Origin of the sequence: Deinococcus grandis (assembly GCF_001485435.1) — a bacterium.
Taxonomy (GTDB): domain Bacteria; phylum Deinococcota; class Deinococci; order Deinococcales; family Deinococcaceae; genus Deinococcus; species Deinococcus grandis.
Window position 1 is genome coordinate 648,757 of sequence record NZ_BCMS01000001.1, and the last position, 15,035, is coordinate 663,791.

The 15,035-nt window shown below is 69.9% G+C and carries 15 protein-coding genes; 6 read left to right on the forward strand and 9 right to left on the reverse strand.

From position 1 onward, the window contains the following. The first annotated feature begins 198 nt into the window (after window positions 1-198). Window positions 199-915: a 50S ribosomal protein L25/general stress protein Ctc gene (locus tag DEIGR_RS03200; RefSeq protein ID WP_058975217.1), complete on the forward strand. Its 717-nt coding sequence runs from the start codon at window positions 199-201 to the stop codon at window positions 913-915. Window positions 916-1,425: 510 nt separating this feature from the next. Here DEIGR_RS03200 and DEIGR_RS03205 read toward each other — a convergent pair. From DEIGR_RS03205 to DEIGR_RS03215, 3 genes are all read right to left on the reverse strand, one after another. After that, entirely contained in the window at window positions 1,426-2,280 is an 855-nt protein-coding gene (locus DEIGR_RS03205; protein WP_058975218.1) for a hypothetical protein, read from the reverse strand. 344 nt (window positions 2,281-2,624) lie between these two features. After that, a complete protein-coding gene (locus tag DEIGR_RS03210; RefSeq protein ID WP_058975220.1) occupies window positions 2,625-3,689 on the reverse strand; it encodes an aminopeptidase in 1,065 nt (354 codons plus the stop codon). A 39-nt stretch (window positions 3,690-3,728) separates the two neighbouring features. Then, window positions 3,729-4,652, reverse strand: a complete 924-nt coding sequence (locus DEIGR_RS03215; protein ID WP_058975222.1) for an aldo/keto reductase — start codon at window positions 4,650-4,652, stop codon at window positions 3,729-3,731. A 130-nt stretch (window positions 4,653-4,782) separates the two neighbouring features. Between DEIGR_RS03215 and DEIGR_RS03220 the strand changes: the two genes are divergently transcribed. Next, a complete protein-coding gene (locus DEIGR_RS03220) occupies window positions 4,783-5,199 on the forward strand; it encodes a pyridoxamine 5'-phosphate oxidase family protein (protein WP_058975224.1) in 417 nt (138 codons plus the stop codon). Here DEIGR_RS03220 and DEIGR_RS21430 read toward each other — a convergent pair whose 3' ends face one another. From DEIGR_RS21430 to sufC, 6 genes are all read right to left on the reverse strand, one after another. Further along, window positions 5,200-6,000: an ATP-grasp domain-containing protein gene (locus DEIGR_RS21430; protein ID WP_058975225.1), complete on the reverse strand. Its 801-nt coding sequence runs from the start codon at window positions 5,998-6,000 to the stop codon at window positions 5,200-5,202. Window positions 6,001-6,065: 65 nt separating this feature from the next. Continuing rightward, on the reverse strand, window positions 6,066-7,418 hold the full coding sequence (sufD, locus tag DEIGR_RS03230) for a Fe-S cluster assembly protein SufD (RefSeq protein ID WP_058975226.1): 1,353 nt from the start codon (window positions 7,416-7,418) through the stop codon (window positions 6,066-6,068). Continuing rightward, a complete protein-coding gene (locus DEIGR_RS03235; protein WP_160329907.1) occupies window positions 7,415-7,732 on the reverse strand; it encodes a hypothetical protein in 318 nt (105 codons plus the stop codon). Before DEIGR_RS03235 ends, sufD begins: the two co-directional genes overlap by 4 nt. Window positions 7,733-7,907: 175 nt before the next feature. Then, window positions 7,908-9,314, reverse strand: a complete 1,407-nt coding sequence (gene sufB, locus DEIGR_RS03240; RefSeq protein ID WP_058975230.1) for a Fe-S cluster assembly protein SufB — start codon at window positions 9,312-9,314, stop codon at window positions 7,908-7,910. 33 nt (window positions 9,315-9,347) lie between these two features. Continuing rightward, on the reverse strand, window positions 9,348-9,971 hold the full coding sequence (locus tag DEIGR_RS20260; protein WP_153013606.1) for a hypothetical protein: 624 nt from the start codon (window positions 9,969-9,971) through the stop codon (window positions 9,348-9,350). Window positions 9,972-9,986: 15 nt separating this feature from the next. After that, complete coding sequence (sufC, locus tag DEIGR_RS03250; protein WP_046843262.1) at window positions 9,987-10,742, reverse strand: Fe-S cluster assembly ATPase SufC; 756 nt, start codon at window positions 10,740-10,742, stop codon at window positions 9,987-9,989. A gap of 341 nt (window positions 10,743-11,083) precedes the next feature. Here sufC and DEIGR_RS03255 point away from each other — a divergent pair, with 341 nt between their 5' ends. The 4 genes from DEIGR_RS03255 (at window position 11,084) to DEIGR_RS03270 (ending at window position 15,014) form a co-directional block, all read left to right on the forward strand. Continuing rightward, the gene (locus DEIGR_RS03255) at window positions 11,084-11,770 is read left to right on the forward strand and encodes a MotA/TolQ/ExbB proton channel family protein (protein WP_058978511.1); all 687 of its coding nucleotides are present in this window, start codon (window positions 11,084-11,086) and stop codon (window positions 11,768-11,770) included. Window positions 11,771-11,834: 64 nt separating this feature from the next. Then, complete coding sequence (locus DEIGR_RS03260; RefSeq protein WP_058975234.1) at window positions 11,835-12,269, forward strand: ExbD/TolR family protein; 435 nt, start codon at window positions 11,835-11,837, stop codon at window positions 12,267-12,269. Beyond that, a complete protein-coding gene (locus tag DEIGR_RS03265) occupies window positions 12,266-14,131 on the forward strand; it encodes a hypothetical protein (protein WP_153013607.1) in 1,866 nt (621 codons plus the stop codon). Before DEIGR_RS03260 ends, DEIGR_RS03265 begins: the two co-directional genes overlap by 4 nt. A 187-nt stretch (window positions 14,132-14,318) precedes the next feature. Further along, window positions 14,319-15,014: a hypothetical protein gene (locus DEIGR_RS03270; RefSeq protein ID WP_058975238.1), complete on the forward strand. Its 696-nt coding sequence runs from the start codon at window positions 14,319-14,321 to the stop codon at window positions 15,012-15,014. The last annotated feature ends 21 nt before the right edge of the window (window positions 15,015-15,035 follow it).

A 15,035-nucleotide genomic window follows, 5' to 3' on the forward strand; every position in this document is an offset into this window, starting at 1 on the left:
GGCCATCTCCGCACCCGCTGGGTGGGGCGGCCGCGCGGCAACGCCACAGAGTCTAGCAGAGGCCCGCATGACCCTTCCACCCGCCTATGCGCGTTTGCTATGCTGTCACGGTTGCACGCCCGCCCCCCGCCCCGCCCCGAGCGGACCCGCGCGGCGAGAGTGAGGCGGCGAAGAACGTCCCCGAAGGAGAAAGAGCACATGGAACTGAACGCCAAACCCCGCAAGAGCCAGGAAAAGCTCGCTGAAGGCCTGATCCCCGCCGTCGCCTACAACAAGGAGAAGAACGTCTCCTTCACGATCGACAAGAAGGCCTTCGACCGCGCCTTCCGCCAGACCAGCACCACCGGCCTGTTCGACATCACCATCGAAGGCGGCGAGACCTTCCCCGCGCTCGTCAAGACCGTGCAGATGGACAAGCGCAAGCGCACCCCCATCCACGTGGACTTCTACATGGTCACCTACGGTGAACCCGTCGAAGTGAACGTCCCCGTGCACACCAAGGGCAAGAGCCAGGGCGAAGTCATGGGCGGCCTCGTGGACATCGTCGTTCACAACCTGAGCGTCATCGCTCCCGGCCCCCGCCGCATCCCCCAGGAACTCGTCGTGGACGTCACCAAGCTGAACATCGGTGACCACGTCACCGCCGGTCAGGTCAAGCTGCCCGACGGCGTGAAGCTCGCCGGTGACGCCGAGCAGGTCGTCATCAGCGTCCTGCCGCCCCGCCTCAGCGAAGGCGAAGCCGCCGCCGAGCAGCAGGCCGCCCAGGTGGCCGGTCTGGTCGCCGCTGGCGAGATCAGCGAGGAAGCCGCCGCCGCGATCCTCGAAGGCGACGCCACCGTCGAGGAAGCCAAGGCCGACGCCGCGGGCGAGACCGAAGGCGACGCCGAGAGCACCGAAGAGAAGAGCGAAGAGTAATCCTCTTCCCGAGCGCCGCCCCTCCCATCGGAGAGGCGGCGCTCCTCTTAACTGCCCACCCCAGGCTGCGCCACAGGGGAGAGGGTGCCCCGGGCGCGACGCGACACTGGGACACCGGTGTCCAGTTCCACCCTGGGGCCACAGGCAGGCCCCGCGAATCCATGTCCGACCGCTGGTGTGGACGGGGGCTCGCTCCGGCTCCGCACCCCTGCGAGTCCGCCCGGTTCAGGTGTGCGCTGGTCAGCCCTCGACCCACCTGAACACCGCTGCGACCGTGGTGCCCCCCCGTCCTCGCCCGTCTGATGTCGAGGTCGGTGGGGGCGCACGGTGCCCACGTTCTGTTCAGGACGGTCCGGACCCCACCTGCGGCCGATCCGGATGCGCCCACGCTCCTCTCGGTCCCGCCCGGAGGCTGCGGGTGCAGACATGAAAAAACCGCCCCGAGAGGGGGGCGGCTTCGCACCTGGAGGGGCGCTGCACTGCGAGGCGCTGCACTGAGAGGCGCTGCGCTCAGGGCTGGCTGGGCAGCGTGACCGGCGCCGGGGTCACGGGCTCGGTCGGGGCAGGCGCACCGGGGGCCGGTTCGCTGGGCGCGGGTTCGGTCGGTGCGGGTTCAGTCGGTGCCGCGTCTGCCGGGGCGGGTTCAGCTGGAGCTGCCTCCGCTGGCGCCTCGCTGGGCGCTGTGTCTGCTGGGGCCGCGTCAGTGGCGGGCGCACGGTCGGGTGCGGGCGTCTCGGCGGCGGGGGCGGCCGGGGTGCTCTCGCTCTCGGGCAGGCGGGCCAGCGCCACGACCGTCAGGCCCATGCTGCTCTTCTGCGTCAGCTGGAACTGCTGGTCATCCTTCGTCAGGGTCAGCGTGGTCACGCCCGCCGCGTCGGCGGTGGGGGCCGCGCCCTCGGCAGCCTGGTAGCCCTCGGCGACCAGGGCCTGCGCGGTGCGGGCCAGAGCGTCCTCGGCGTCACCCTTGTAGATCAGGGCCTCGCCCAGCACGGTCGGGACGGTCTTCAGGACCTCCTCGCCGTCCAGCTTGGGAACGGTCACGCTGCCGGCGGCCGGCAGGCTGCTGGGCAGGGCGTCACCGGCCGGGGCGGCGTCGGCCGGCGCTGCTTCGGCCGGGGCTGTGGTGGCTGGCGCGGTGTCCGTCGGAGCCGTGTCAGCAGGCGCCGCGTCCGTGGGGGCGGTCTCTGCGGGCGCCGCAGGCGCGGGCTCAGTGGTGACAGGTTCGGTGGTGACGGGCGCCGGGGCGGGCGGCATGACCGGATCGGCGGTCTGGGCCAGCGCCGCGGGGGCAGCCAGCAGGCTCAGCGTGAGCAGACCCAGCAGGGGGCGGCGCAGGGCGGGACGGGGGGCATTCTCTTGACGCATGGAGCACCTCTTTCGGTGTCGCGCGGCCTCTGTGGGCCGGGTGGGGAGAAGTGAACGACCGCTCTGGGCTGTTCCTGCCTCCCACCTTGCGGGGCGAAGCTGCGCGTTCCCTGGGGGCACGCTCAAGGGCGCGCCGGACGTCCGCTCAGGCGCGGCGCACGCAGCCTTCATGGGATTCAGGGGCACGTCACCGCCCCCTCACCCCGCGGGTCCGCCCGGTCCCCCGCAGCGGGGGAGCAGTGACCTGCCGGTAGCAGACCCGCGCCCGGCCGGGCATGAGACTGCCCTCTCACGCGGCGCAGCGTGCAGGACGGCGTCTGGGGCCGGACGGTGAGGGCCGCCGGTCAGGAACCGCGCAGGCAGGCGGCCCGCTCGGCCTGCGGGCGGCGGCTGCACGCGCGGGCCTCCTCGATGAAGGTGGGCAGGTGCCCGTCCACCCGCGCCAGGAGGGCCTGGAAGTCCGGGACCATGGTCGCGTAGGCCGCCACGGCGCCCAGCGTCGCGTTGTTCACGCCCCGCGCGAAGAAGGCGTCGTAGCCCGCGTACCCGCCCCAGCTGGTCTTCAGGGCCGCGTACCGGGCATTCATGTCCGTCAGGATCGCCGTCTTCCGTTCCCGCCGGTCGGTTTCCGTCAGGCCGGACGCGGCGTACAGCGCCTCCAGCCGCGCGCGGGTGTCCAGCAGCAGCGCCTCGAAGCCCGACTGCCGCTCCTGCGCCAGCCGGTCCTGCTCGCGCAGCTCCGGCGTGCCGTACCGCGCCAGCCAGCGGCGCATCCCCTCTTCCTCCACCGCCGTGGCGTACGACTCGTTGAACACCGTGTCGCCCGCCACGTACAGGCTCGGGTGGGACAGCTCGTGGATGATCGTGCGGATCAGCGTCGCGTCCGGGTAGGTCAGCATGGTGGACAGCAGCGGGTCACGCAGGTACCCCAGCGTGGAGTACGCGCTGACGCCGCCCACGTTCACGTCCCGGCCCGCCGCGCGCCGCGCCTGCGCGTCCGAGAGCGCCGCCGCCTCGCTGAAGTACCCCCGGTACCCCACGCAGCCCGCCACCGGGAAGCAGGACGTGTCCAGCGTCACGCTGAACTCCGGCGCGGAAAACACGTTCCACACCACGTACGGCCGTCCCACGTCCACGTACTTCAGGAACGAGCCGTGATCCGGCAGGCCCAGCCCACCCGCCGCCTCCGGCGCGACCGCGAAGGCCCGCACGTCCGACGCCAGCTGCAGGCGCCGCCGCACGCCCGCCGGGGTGCCCGGATCGGCCAGGACGTCCGCCAGCGGCCGCGCGCGCCGCAGCAGATCCAGCTGCCCGCCCGCCGCCTGCGACAGGTACCGCACGTCCGCGCACCCGCTCAGCAGCGCCCCGCCCGCCACGAGCGCCGCCGCCACCCACACCCTGCGTTTCATGACGCGCAGTCTAGCCGGGGCGGCGGAACATGGGCAGGCTCAGGGCAGCGTGTTCCCGGCCGCGATCAGCAGGCCGTACCACTCCTCGCGGGTCAGGGTGACGTCCGCCGCGCGCAGGCAGTCCGCCAGACGCTCCGGGGTGGTCGTGCCGGTCACCGGCTGCATCCGCGCCGGGTGACGGAGCAGCCACGCCATGGCGACCGTCGTGCTGCTCACGCCGTACTTCGCGGCCAGCTCGTCCAGTTTCGCGTTCAGCGCGGGGAACTTCGCATGCCCGATGAACACCCCCTCGAAGAACCCGAACTGGAACGGCGACCAGGGCTGCACGGTGATGTCGTGCAGGCGGCAGTAGTCCAGCACGCCCCCGTCGCGGTTCACGGCCTCGGCGTTCTCCATGTTCACGTTCAGGCCGCTGGTGATCATCGTGGCGTTCGTGATGCTCAGCTGCAGCTGGTTCGCCACCAGCGGCTGACGCACGTACTTCTTCAGCAGCTCGATCTGGCGCGGGTGCTGGTTCGACACGCCGAAGTGCCGCACCTTGCCCTCCTGCTCCAGCTGGTCGAACGCGGCGGCGACCTCCTCGGGTTCCACCAGCGCGTCCGGACGGTGCAGCAGCAGCACGTCCAGGTACTCGGTCCGCAGCCGCTTCAGGATGCCGTCCACCGACGCGAGGATGTGCTCGCGCGAGAAATCGAAGGTCTGGAGGTCGGGGCGGATGCCGCACTTCGACTGGAGGATCAGGCCCTCGCGCACGCTGGGGGTCATGCCGACCGCGTCCGCGAAGACCTCCTCGCTGCGGCCCGCGCCGTAGATGTCGGCGTGATCGAAGAAGTTCGCGCCGTGCTCCAGCGCCGTCCCGATCAGCCGCGACGCCGCCCCCCGCTCCATGCCGTCGATGCGCATGCAGCCCACCGCGACCACCGGCACCATCAGCTCACTTCCGCCCAGCTTCTGAGTTCGCATGCCCCCATGCTATCTGAAAGGATTCAGAGGGCGGGAGGAGGCCCCACCTGAAGATCACCTCAGGGCACCCCCAGCCTCCCGTGAACCCCACGTCACCCCGCGCGCCCGGCGCCCCCCGTACGCTCGGGGTATGCCCGGCACCCTGAAAGACCTCGCGCGCCTCATGCGCGGCCTCGACCTCTGCCTCCTGACCACCACCACCGCGTACGGCCACCTCGGCTCGCGCCCCATGAGCAACAACGGCGAGGTCGACTACGACGGCACCAGCCACTTCTTCACCTGGGCGGACAGCCGCGCCGCGCAGGACATCGCGAAGAACAAGAACGTCCAGCTGGGCTTCCAGTCCGGCAAACCCTTCCTGTTCATCGCCGTGCAGGGCGACGCGACCCTCACCACCCACCGTCCCACCATGGCCCCCCACTGGCAGGACCAGCTGACCCAGTGGTTCAAAGACGGCCTGGACACCCCCGGCCTGACCATGATCACCGTCAAGGCCCGCCGCGTGAACTGGTGGGGCGAGGAAGAAGGCGAACTGGAGCTCGGCTGATCAGCCCGCCCCGTCCGCCCACCCCGCCGCGTCCGCCCACACCGTCATGAACCCCGCGGGCGTCCAGCCCACCAGATCCGACACCTGCCCGTCCCCGACCTCCACCACCCGCTGCACGCCATCGGCACGCCGGGCGATGTCCACCGAGAAGAACGGCGACGCGATCCGCCCCGCGACCTCCCGCACCAGCTCCGGGACTGGCGCGCCATCCGCGCTGAACGCCCGCCCCGCGCGCACGAAGAACCGCACTTCCGACGCCGGGTCCAGATCCTCCACGCGGCGCACGCACACCCCACCCTCGACCTGACCCCGGAAGTGCGCCATGCGCTCCAGCAGCTCCCCGATCTGATCAGGGCGCATGATGCGGCTGCCCGCACCGGTCTTCAGGGACTTCACGAAGTCCTTCACGAAAAACCCGTCCCAGCCCAGCGCCGCCAGCGACCCCGGCAGGCCGTCCAGATCCGTGAAGCACACCGTCTCCGGCGTCACGTCCGCCAGCAGCGGCACCCAGCGCGGCACATGATGCGCCGCCAGATACGCCTCCGGTGACGTCAGCACCCGCGCGCCCGCCGCCTCCACCGCGTCCACGAACGCCCGGTACCCCACCTCGTCCAGCATCCAGCCCCGGTACAGCACCGTCTCACCCGGCATCAGCGCCGGGCGGAACCCCCGGTCCCCATCGAAGGCGAACGAGGACACGCCCCACCCCAGCCCCGCGAACGCCGCTGCCTGCTCTGCGAACGCCTCATTCGGCCGCCGCACCTGAAAATAATCCGCCGGGAACACCACCCGCATCGCCATGCCCGGCAGTGTAGACCGGCCCGTCCACGCGGGACGGGCCGGTTCAGGCACAGAGCCGGGAGGCGCTACGCCGCGCCGACCTTCTTGGCGATGATGCCCTCGATGTACTTCACGACGCTCGAGAGGGGCACGCGGCCCAGCACGTCCTCCAGGAACGCCGTGACGAGCATCTTCTCGGCGGTTTCCTTGCTGATGCCGCGCGAGCGCAGGAAGAACAGCGCCTCCTGATCGACGGGGCTGGTGGTGCTGCCGTGGCTGCAGCGGACGTCGTTCGCGTTGATCTCCAGCTGAGGGACGCTGTAGTTGCGGGCCTCGCTGGACAGCATCAGGGTGCGGTGCTTCTGGTACGCGTCGGTCTTCTGCGCGCCCAGGTCCACCTTGATCATGCCGCTGAACACCCCGACCGCCTGGTCGTTGTTCACGCCCTTGTACAGCAGGTCGCTGTGCGCGTTCGCGGCCGCGTGGTGCTGCAGGGTGTAGTGATCGAAGTGCTGATCCGCGTTCGCGAAGTACAGGGCCAGCATCTCGCTGTCCGCACCCTGACCGCGCAGGTAGGACTGCATCTCGGTGCGGCTCAGGGTGCCGCCCATCGTGACGACCAGGGAGTTCAGGGTCGCGTCGCGGCCCACGTCGCCACGCTGACGCTGGATGTGCGTGACGCCCTCGCCCCAGTTCTGGATGCTGACGTATCGCACGCGCGCGCCGTCCTTCACGACGAGTTCCACCGCGCCGATCGCGTACGTGCCGGGTAGCGCTTCGCTGTCCTGCTCGTCGATGAACGTCACCTGCGCGTTCTCCTCGGCCACGACCAGCGTGCGGGTCGCGGTGTACGTCCCGGCCTCGCTCATCACGCGGAAGCTCCCCAGGGGCAGCTCGACTTCCACGCCGCGCGGCACGTACACGAACGCACCGTTCGTCCACAGGGCCGCCGCCAGCGCACTGAACTTCCCTTCGCTGGGATCCGGGCTCTTGCTGGGCGTCGTGCCCGGCGCGGCGATCGTCGTGTCGTCCGGCACCTCGGCCGGCACCACGCTGTAGAGGTACTGCTGCACCTTGTCCGCGTGCCCCTCCACCGCCGACTTCAGGTCCGTGAAGATCACGCCCTTCGCCGCCAGTTCCGCCGGGAGTTCCGTGCGGTACACCACGTCCGGGCCGTCCAGCACCAGGAACGCACCCACGTCCGTGCCGCTCAGGCGCTCCTGCACGCTCGCGGGCAGCGCCGACACGTCCGACACCACGTCACGCTTGCCGTGCGGGCGCAGCGCGTCGAAATCCACGTCCACGCGCGTGTACTTCCACGCCTCCACCGACTCCTGCGGCACTTCCAGCGTGGTGAACAGCTCCAGGCTTTCTCTGCGCTTCGCAGTCAGCCACTCCGGCCCCTGCACCTGCGCCAGTTGATCATTGAATTTGGTCATGTGTACTCCTTGATGGTGTGGAACCCTGTGCCAGCGTCGTTCGGGCTGGTGCGCCGGGCGCAACGTTCCCCGGTATTGATGGTCACGCTGGCGTGCCCGGCGTCCATGTACGGTTCCTGGCGGCTGCGGGCCCGTTCGCAGTTCAGGTCAGGGCGTTGCAGTTGAATGCGGGCGTCCCTGGCCGAGCCGAATGCCCGGCACTGCGTGATCGGTGTTTCCAGCGTCTGGGCATGAGCAAATGCGGCGGCGCAGGCCTGAACCGCTCGGCGCGAGTCCTCACCGGCCCGGAGGACGAAATACACGTCCCGGCTCATCAGGAATCCTCCACGCCTGACCTCGGGTGTCGCGACAACCTCATGCCCCAGCCGGAAACCCCAGGTGCGCCAGCCTCGCACGTCCCTCTCCCAGATGAACCCGTAGAGGGCAGCAGCTGCCAGGACGGCTGCCAAAAGCAGACCCGTCGCCATTCGCGCTGCTGCCCGCAAGGCGTCAGCCGACCGAGCCTTCCATTTCCAGTTCGATCAGGCGGTTCAGTTCCACGGCGTACTCCAGGGGGAGTTCCTTCGCGATGGGTTCGATGAAGCCGCGCACGATCAGCCCGGCCGCCTCGTCTTCAGACAGGCCGCGGCTCTGGAGGTACAGGATCTGGTCGTCGTTGATCTTGGAGACGGTCGCTTCGTGCCCGACGCTGGCGTCTTTTTCCTCGATCTCGATGTAGGGGTAGGTGTCGGTGCGGGCTTCCTCGTCCAGCAGGAGGGCGTCGCATTCGACGTTGGTCTTGCTGCCCCTGGCACCCTCGTAGATCTTCACGAGGCCACGGTAGGAGCTGCGCCCGCTGTCCTTGCTGATGCTCTTGGACACGATGGTGCCGCTGGTGTGCGGCGCGAAGTGCACGATCTTCGCTCCGGCGTCCTGGTGCTGGCCGCGACCGGCCATGGCGATGCTCAGGACTTCACCACGCGCGCCTTCTTCCAGCAGGTAGCAGGCGGGGTACTTCATGGTGACCTTGCTGCCCAGGTTCCCGTCCACCCATTCCATCACGCCGTTGCCGTATACGGCGGCACGCTGCGTCACGAGGTTGTAGACGTTGTGGCTCCAGTTCTGGATGGTGCTGTAGCGGAAGCGCGCACCTTCCTTCACGACGATCTCGATCACGCCGGAGTGGAAGGAATCGCTGGAGTACGCGGGGGCGGTGCAGCCCTCGATGTAGTGCGCCTGCGCGCCCTCGTCGATGATGATCAGTGTGCGCTCGAACTGCCCGCTGCTCTCCGCGTTGATGCGGAAGTACGTCTGCAGGGGAATGTCCACCTTCACACCCTTGGGCACGTACACGAAGCTCCCGCCGCTCCACACGGCGCTGTTCACGGCCGCGAACTTGTTGTCCTCGGGCGGCACGATCGTCGCGAAGTGCTCACGGAACAGCTCCGGGTACTCCTTCAGGCCGTCCTCGATGCTCAGGAACACCACGCCGAGCTTCTCCCACTCCTCCTTGAGGTTGTGGTACACCATCTCGGATTCGTACTGCGCGCCCACACCGGCCAGCGCCGCGCGCTCCGCCTCGGGGATGCCCAGACGCTCGAAGGTCTCCTTCACGTCGGCGGGCACGTCGTCCCAGCTGCGCGCGTTGAAGCCCTCGGGCTTGATGTAGTAGTAGATCTCGTCGAGATTCAGACCCGACAGGTCCGCGCCCCACTCGGGCATGGGCTTGCTCAGGAAGATGTCCAGGGCCTTCAGGCGGAAATCCAGCATCCACTGGGGTTCGTCCTTGGCCTTGCTGATCATTTCCACGACGTCGCGGCTCAGGCCCTTCGGGGCCTTGATCGCGTAACGTTCCGGGCTGCTCCACCCGTACTCGTACGTGGCGTTGATCTCGTTCACTTCAGGATTGATGGTCATGATGACTCCTTATGACGATCCTTGTGCGAAGAATCAGAGGGTGTTAAAACCGAAATACAGACAGTAGTTCTGGTAGTTCTGGTCGCCGGAGAGGCGTGCGGGGCTCCGCAACTTGCCTTCCTGGCGGTCGTGATAATCCGGGGCTTCGACCTGCACGGTGAACCGTTTGACTTTCGACTGCTTCCACTCGGTGCATCCAGCGTCGCTGAGGTAACTCATGGCGTCGTCCTCGAAGCGGTCGAGGGCAACGTTGTCGCTGTCGGGCGAAAGACTGGTGAACTCGGCTGGATCGTAGGTCTGCTTCTGTTCCGTGACTTTCCAGTTCGGTGGGGTCGCCTGATCGAAGTGAACTTCAGCCAAGTAGGTGTGTCCCGTCATTCCCTGTTCTACTTTCAGTAGCCGGATGTCTGGTTGCTGTCCTGGGAAGACTTTGTCCAGGCTGCGCTGCGCTTCTGCGCGGTACTGATTCTTGATGGTGGCATCAATACCTACACCGAAGGCCAGGGGAGTGAGTGCCGCCAGCGTGAACAGGGCTTTCCGACTGCGGGAACGCGGAGGGCGCAGAGCAGCGAGGACAACGAGAACGAGAATGGCGAGTGGAAGTGCGAACGGAAAGGGAATGAACAGGCCCCAGATGATGTTGACGAAGAAGTTCACCGGCGCAGATCAGGTTCAGGCGGTGGCGAGTTCCTTGACCCAGTCGTAGCCTTCGGTGTCCATCTTCTTGGCGAGTTCGGGGCCGCCGGTCTGGACGACCTTCCCGTCGAGGATGATGTGGACCTTGTCGGGCACGATGTAGTCCAGGAGGCGCTGGTAGTGGGTGATGATCAGGCCGCCGAGGTTCTCGCCGCGCATGCTGTTGACACCCTTGGACACGATCTTCAGGGCGTCGACGTCGAGGCCGCTGTCGGTTTCGTCCATGATGATGTAGTTGGGTTCCAGCATGAGCATCTGGAGGATCTCGTTGCGTTTCTTCTCGCCGCCGCTGAAACCGGCGTTCAGGTAGCGTTCGACGATGCTCTCGTCCCATTCGAGGGTCTTCAGGGCGCTCTGGAGCTTGCCGTAGAACTCGGTGAAGCTCACTTCTTCGCCTTCGGCCTTGCGGGCCTGCATGGCGAGGCGCAGGAAGTTGGCGATGGTGACGCCGGGGATCTCGACGGGGTACTGGAAGGCCAGGAAGACGCCGAGGCGGGCGCGTTCGTCGGGTTCCATCTCGAGGATGTTCTGGCCGTCGACGAGGATTTCGCCTTCGGTGACGGTGTATTCGGGGTCGCCGACGATGACCTTGGCCAGGGTGCTCTTGCCGTTGCCGTTGGGGCCCATGATGGCGTGCAGTTCGCCGCGGGGCACAGTCAGGTTGATGCCTTTGAGGATGGGCTGGTCGCCGACGGTGGCGTGCAGGTTGCGGATTTCGAGCTGGTGGGTCATGCGGGCTCCTTCGGGAATCAGGGTGGGTTTTGTTAGGAATGATTCCTACTTACCGGGTTATTTTACCCGTCCCGGCGCCTAAAGTCGAGTGATTCACTGCGGATTCTGGGTGGGGAACGGTGTCAGGAGGAAGTGGGGAGTGGGCAGTGGGAAGTGGGCTGGTGGCTGGCCTCCGCCCAGCCGGTGAGGGGAGATGAAGTCCGTACATCCACACCCGCCTACATCAACGCCCGAAGCAACCGACCCACTCCCCACTCACTACTCCCCGCTGCCCATCCTCATGAGTGTCCTGCACGTGTTTTTCACGGTTGCCACGTGCGTGCGTGCTACCCGTGGAGGTCATGACCATCCTTGATCTGGTTCGCGCGGCTGGCCCGCTGCTGTGGGTGCTGCTGGCCCTGTCGGTGTACGTGGTCTACCTGAGCGCGGCGCGCGCGCAGGCCCTCTCGCGGCTGGGCGTGGACGCCCGGGCCCTCATCGAACGCGTCCGCGCCGTGACGGCCGAGAGCGGCCCGAACGCGGCGCTGGTCGAGGTAGACCGTGCCGCGCACCCCAGCCCCGCCGCGCAGGTCCTGCGCGCCGGACTGGCCCGCGCCGACCGGGGCGTCCCCGCCGCCGAGAGCGCCATGCACTCCGCGCTGCTGCACGAGGACGCCCGCCTGTACGCCGGGCTGGGCGCGCTGGGCACCGCCGCGCAGGTCGCGCCGCTGCTGGGCCTGCTGGGCACCGTGATCGGCATGGTCCGCTCCTTCCTGGTGTTCAGCCAGACGACCGCCCCCACGCCCGCGCAGCTGGCGACCGGGATCAGCGAGGCGCTGATCAACACCGCGGGCGGCCTGATCGTCGCGGTGATCGCGTACGTGGCGCGCGGTGCGCTGCGGGCCCGCGCCGACCGGATCATGGTGCAGGCCGAACAGGTGCGCGAGGACCTGCCCGGCTGGCTGACCCGCCCCGCGCCCGCCACCAGTCCCGCCCGGGCCGACACGCCCCTGCCGGAGGTCGCCCTGACGTTCGGCGGCGCGCAGTGAAGCCGTTGCCCGGGGCTTGCGCCCGGACGGAACGAGTGACGCAACCCGTTCTCCCGGAGGCCGTATGACCCGCCCGGCCCGCCGCCGCTTCCGGGGCGATCACGACCCGGTGACGTTCGACTTCGCGCCGATGGTGGACATCGTGCTGCTGCTGCTGATCTTCTTCTTCCTGACGAGCACGCTGGGCGCCCGGCAGAACGCGCTGCCGCTGGACCTGCCGCGCGCGAGCAGCAGCGTGCAGGAAACGCCGGACCTGCCGGTCGTGAGCGTGAACCGTGCCGGGCAGGTGTTCCTGAACGGCAAGGCAACCACCCTGGGTGCACTGGGCGCGCAGCTGCGGCCCCTGGCGGAACAGTCGGGCGGCGTGGTGGGTCTGCGCGCCGACGAGCGCGGCAGTTACGGCACGGTCGTCGGCGTGATGGACGAGATCAAGAAGGCCGGGGGCACCCGCCTCGCCCTGGGCACCCAGACCGGCCGTGACGGCGGGGCCGCGCCGTGACCACCCTGCCCCGCCCCGTGCCCCCCCGACCCGAGTCCCGCGAGGGCCGCCGCGCCGCCGCCGCGACCGTCGCGGTGCACGTGGCGCTGCTCGCCGGTCTGCTGGCCCTGCGCCCCCAGCCCCTGCCCACGGCCGCGACCCCTGATCCGTCGCGCGCGCCGCTGGAAGTCGTGACGCTCGCCCCGGCGCCGACGACCACGCCCGCCCAGGCAACCACGCCCGCCCGGACGACCACGACGCCACGCGCGACCCCGGAGCGTCCCCGCCCGGCCACCCCGGCACGGCAGCCGACCGGGTCGCGCGCGACCCCGCAGGCCAACCCCACCGAACAGCCGCGCCCAGCGCCGCAGCCGACCCGGCCAGCCACCGCGCCGACCACAGAGGCCACGACTCCAGCGCCGACCCGCGCGACGCAGGCGCCGTCCAGCCCGGCGGCCCCTGCGGCTGCTGCACCGTCGACTTCGACAGTGACGTCGGCGGATTCCGCTGCCCCAGCCCCGCAGGTCGCGGCCCCCGCCGCAGCGGAATCTGCCCCGGCCGCGCCCCGGGAGGCGCCCCCCACCCCGTCCGAGCTGCCCGCGCTGGACGCCGCGGCCCGCCCCTCCGCCACCGGGGAGGTGGAGGCCACGCCCGAGCCTACGCCCGCCCGCGCGGCGGAACCCGAACAGGCCGTTCCCGAGGCGGCGCGCACTGCCGGAGACGTCGCGTCCGCCCCCGAGCCGATCAGCGCCCTGCCGCGCCGTGAGGACCTGACCCGCGCGGACGCGGGCGGTGAGGTCGCCCAGGCCACCCCGGCCCGAGGTGCCAGCCCGGCCGAGGCCCCGGCGGACGTGCGCGGCATTCCCGCCCGGCCCGTGAGCCGGGCCGATACGCCCGCGCAGAGCAGTCCGGTGACCGCCCCCACCCGCGACCGGACCGCCCCGGCCGCTCCGTCCAGCCCGGCCGCCGCCAGCAGCCGCGCGGCGCCCAGCGAGCCCACCTCCAGCCAGCCCGCCTCCAGCCAGCCGGTGGCGGCGGCTCCGGTCGCCTCGACCCGCACGCCTGATCCGGCCGCGACACCCGCGCCCGCCGCGCGCCCGGCCAGCGGCACAGGAGGAACCGGCGGCTCAGGGGAACCCGGCGAGACACCCTCGGCGGCCGCGCCAGCGCCACGCGGCACGACACCGGACCCGGCCAGTACCGAGCCGCCTGCCCCCGCCGCGACCCCACGGACCGAGCCCTCGACCGGGGGCAGCGCAGCCCCGGCGACCGGCACGCCCAGCCGCGACCCGGCGGCCAGTTCCACCCCGGCGGCCGGGACGTCCCCCACGCGCGGGGCAGGCACGGCGCCCGCCGCAGGCGACGCGGACACCCCCACCTCGGCCCGGCCCGGGACCGGTTCGGGAGGGGACGCCGCTGCGCCCGCCTCCGGTCGTGGGGGCAGCGGCGGCGCCGGCACTGGCGGTGGGGGGAGTGACCCGGCCGCGCCGCTGGCGCGCGGGGGCGGCGCGGCCGCCGGGGCAGGCAGCGAGACGCGCCCACTGGCCTGCACCGTCGCCATCGACGTGCGCGGGCTGGGGGCGTTCCAGCGGGACATGACCAGCATCGTGTACGCGGGCGGGCAACAGCTGTGGCCCGACGCCGCCCTGATCAAAGGGGTGTCCAGCGAACTCGTGCAGGCGGGAAACCTGCACACCTACGTCACCGCCGAGTCGCAGCTGGCCGCCTTCCCGAACGTCACCCGCGTGAAGGCCGAACGCATCCAGCCCAACCGGTTCGCCCCGAACTCGCAGGTGTACACCGACGTGACCCTCTCGGGCGCGGCCGCCGCGCAGTTCCGCTCGGCGGGCAGCGCGTGCCGGGTCGTCTATCTCAAAGATTGAGCCTCATACGGGATTCGAGTGATTCCAGGTCATTCGGAGTCGCCCGGTGGCCCCCTCACCCTTCCGTCGCTCCGCTCCTCCCTCCCTCTCTGCTGCGCAGCTCTTCGAGTCCCTCAAGGGGAGAGGGGACAACGGAACGCGATCACGTTCGAAGCAAGTCAATTCCATCCCGTATCAAAGGAGCCCCATGATCCGTCACCTGACCCTGCTGACCCTCTGCTCGCTGCTGGCCGCACCCGCGTACGCGTGGGTGCCGAAACTGGAGGACACGACCGCGAAGAACGTCATCGACGGCGCGTACGGCCGCCGCGACCCGGTCGCCACGTACCTGACCGTGGATCTGAGCGTCAAAGGCGGCGCGTTCGCTGGTGGGAAGGACGCCGTGACCGCCTTCGACGGCGGCGCCGCCTGCGTCACCGACTGGCTGGCCGCGCCGGACGACTTCACGAAGGGCAGCCGTCCCGCGCAGCTCACCGTGAGCGGGCAGGCGGACCAGCTGTACTTCCAGGCGCAGGACGCCCGCAACAACTTCCAGAACCTCAGCGTGAAGGCCGCGCTGGCCGAGGAGTCCGCCAGTCGCCGCCTCCCGGACGGGCAGCTGCGCGTGGACATCGGCGTGCGCGGCCTGCCGGGCGAGAAGGCCCGGGGCGCGTACCTGGTGCGCCTGAAGGGCCCGGACGGGAAACTGATCGCGCCCGTCAGGAGCACGTACGTGAACGACTTCAAGCAGGACGGCGGCACCTGGAGCGGCACGCTCGTGTACTACTTCGAGCCGCTGAAGGCCGGACTCGGCGCGAGCGACACCGTGCCCCTGCTGCTGCGCACCGAGGCGGACACGGACTGCGCGTACCAGATTCCCCTGGACCTCGGCAAGTTCAGCTGAGCGCAGGAGACAGAGGGAGCG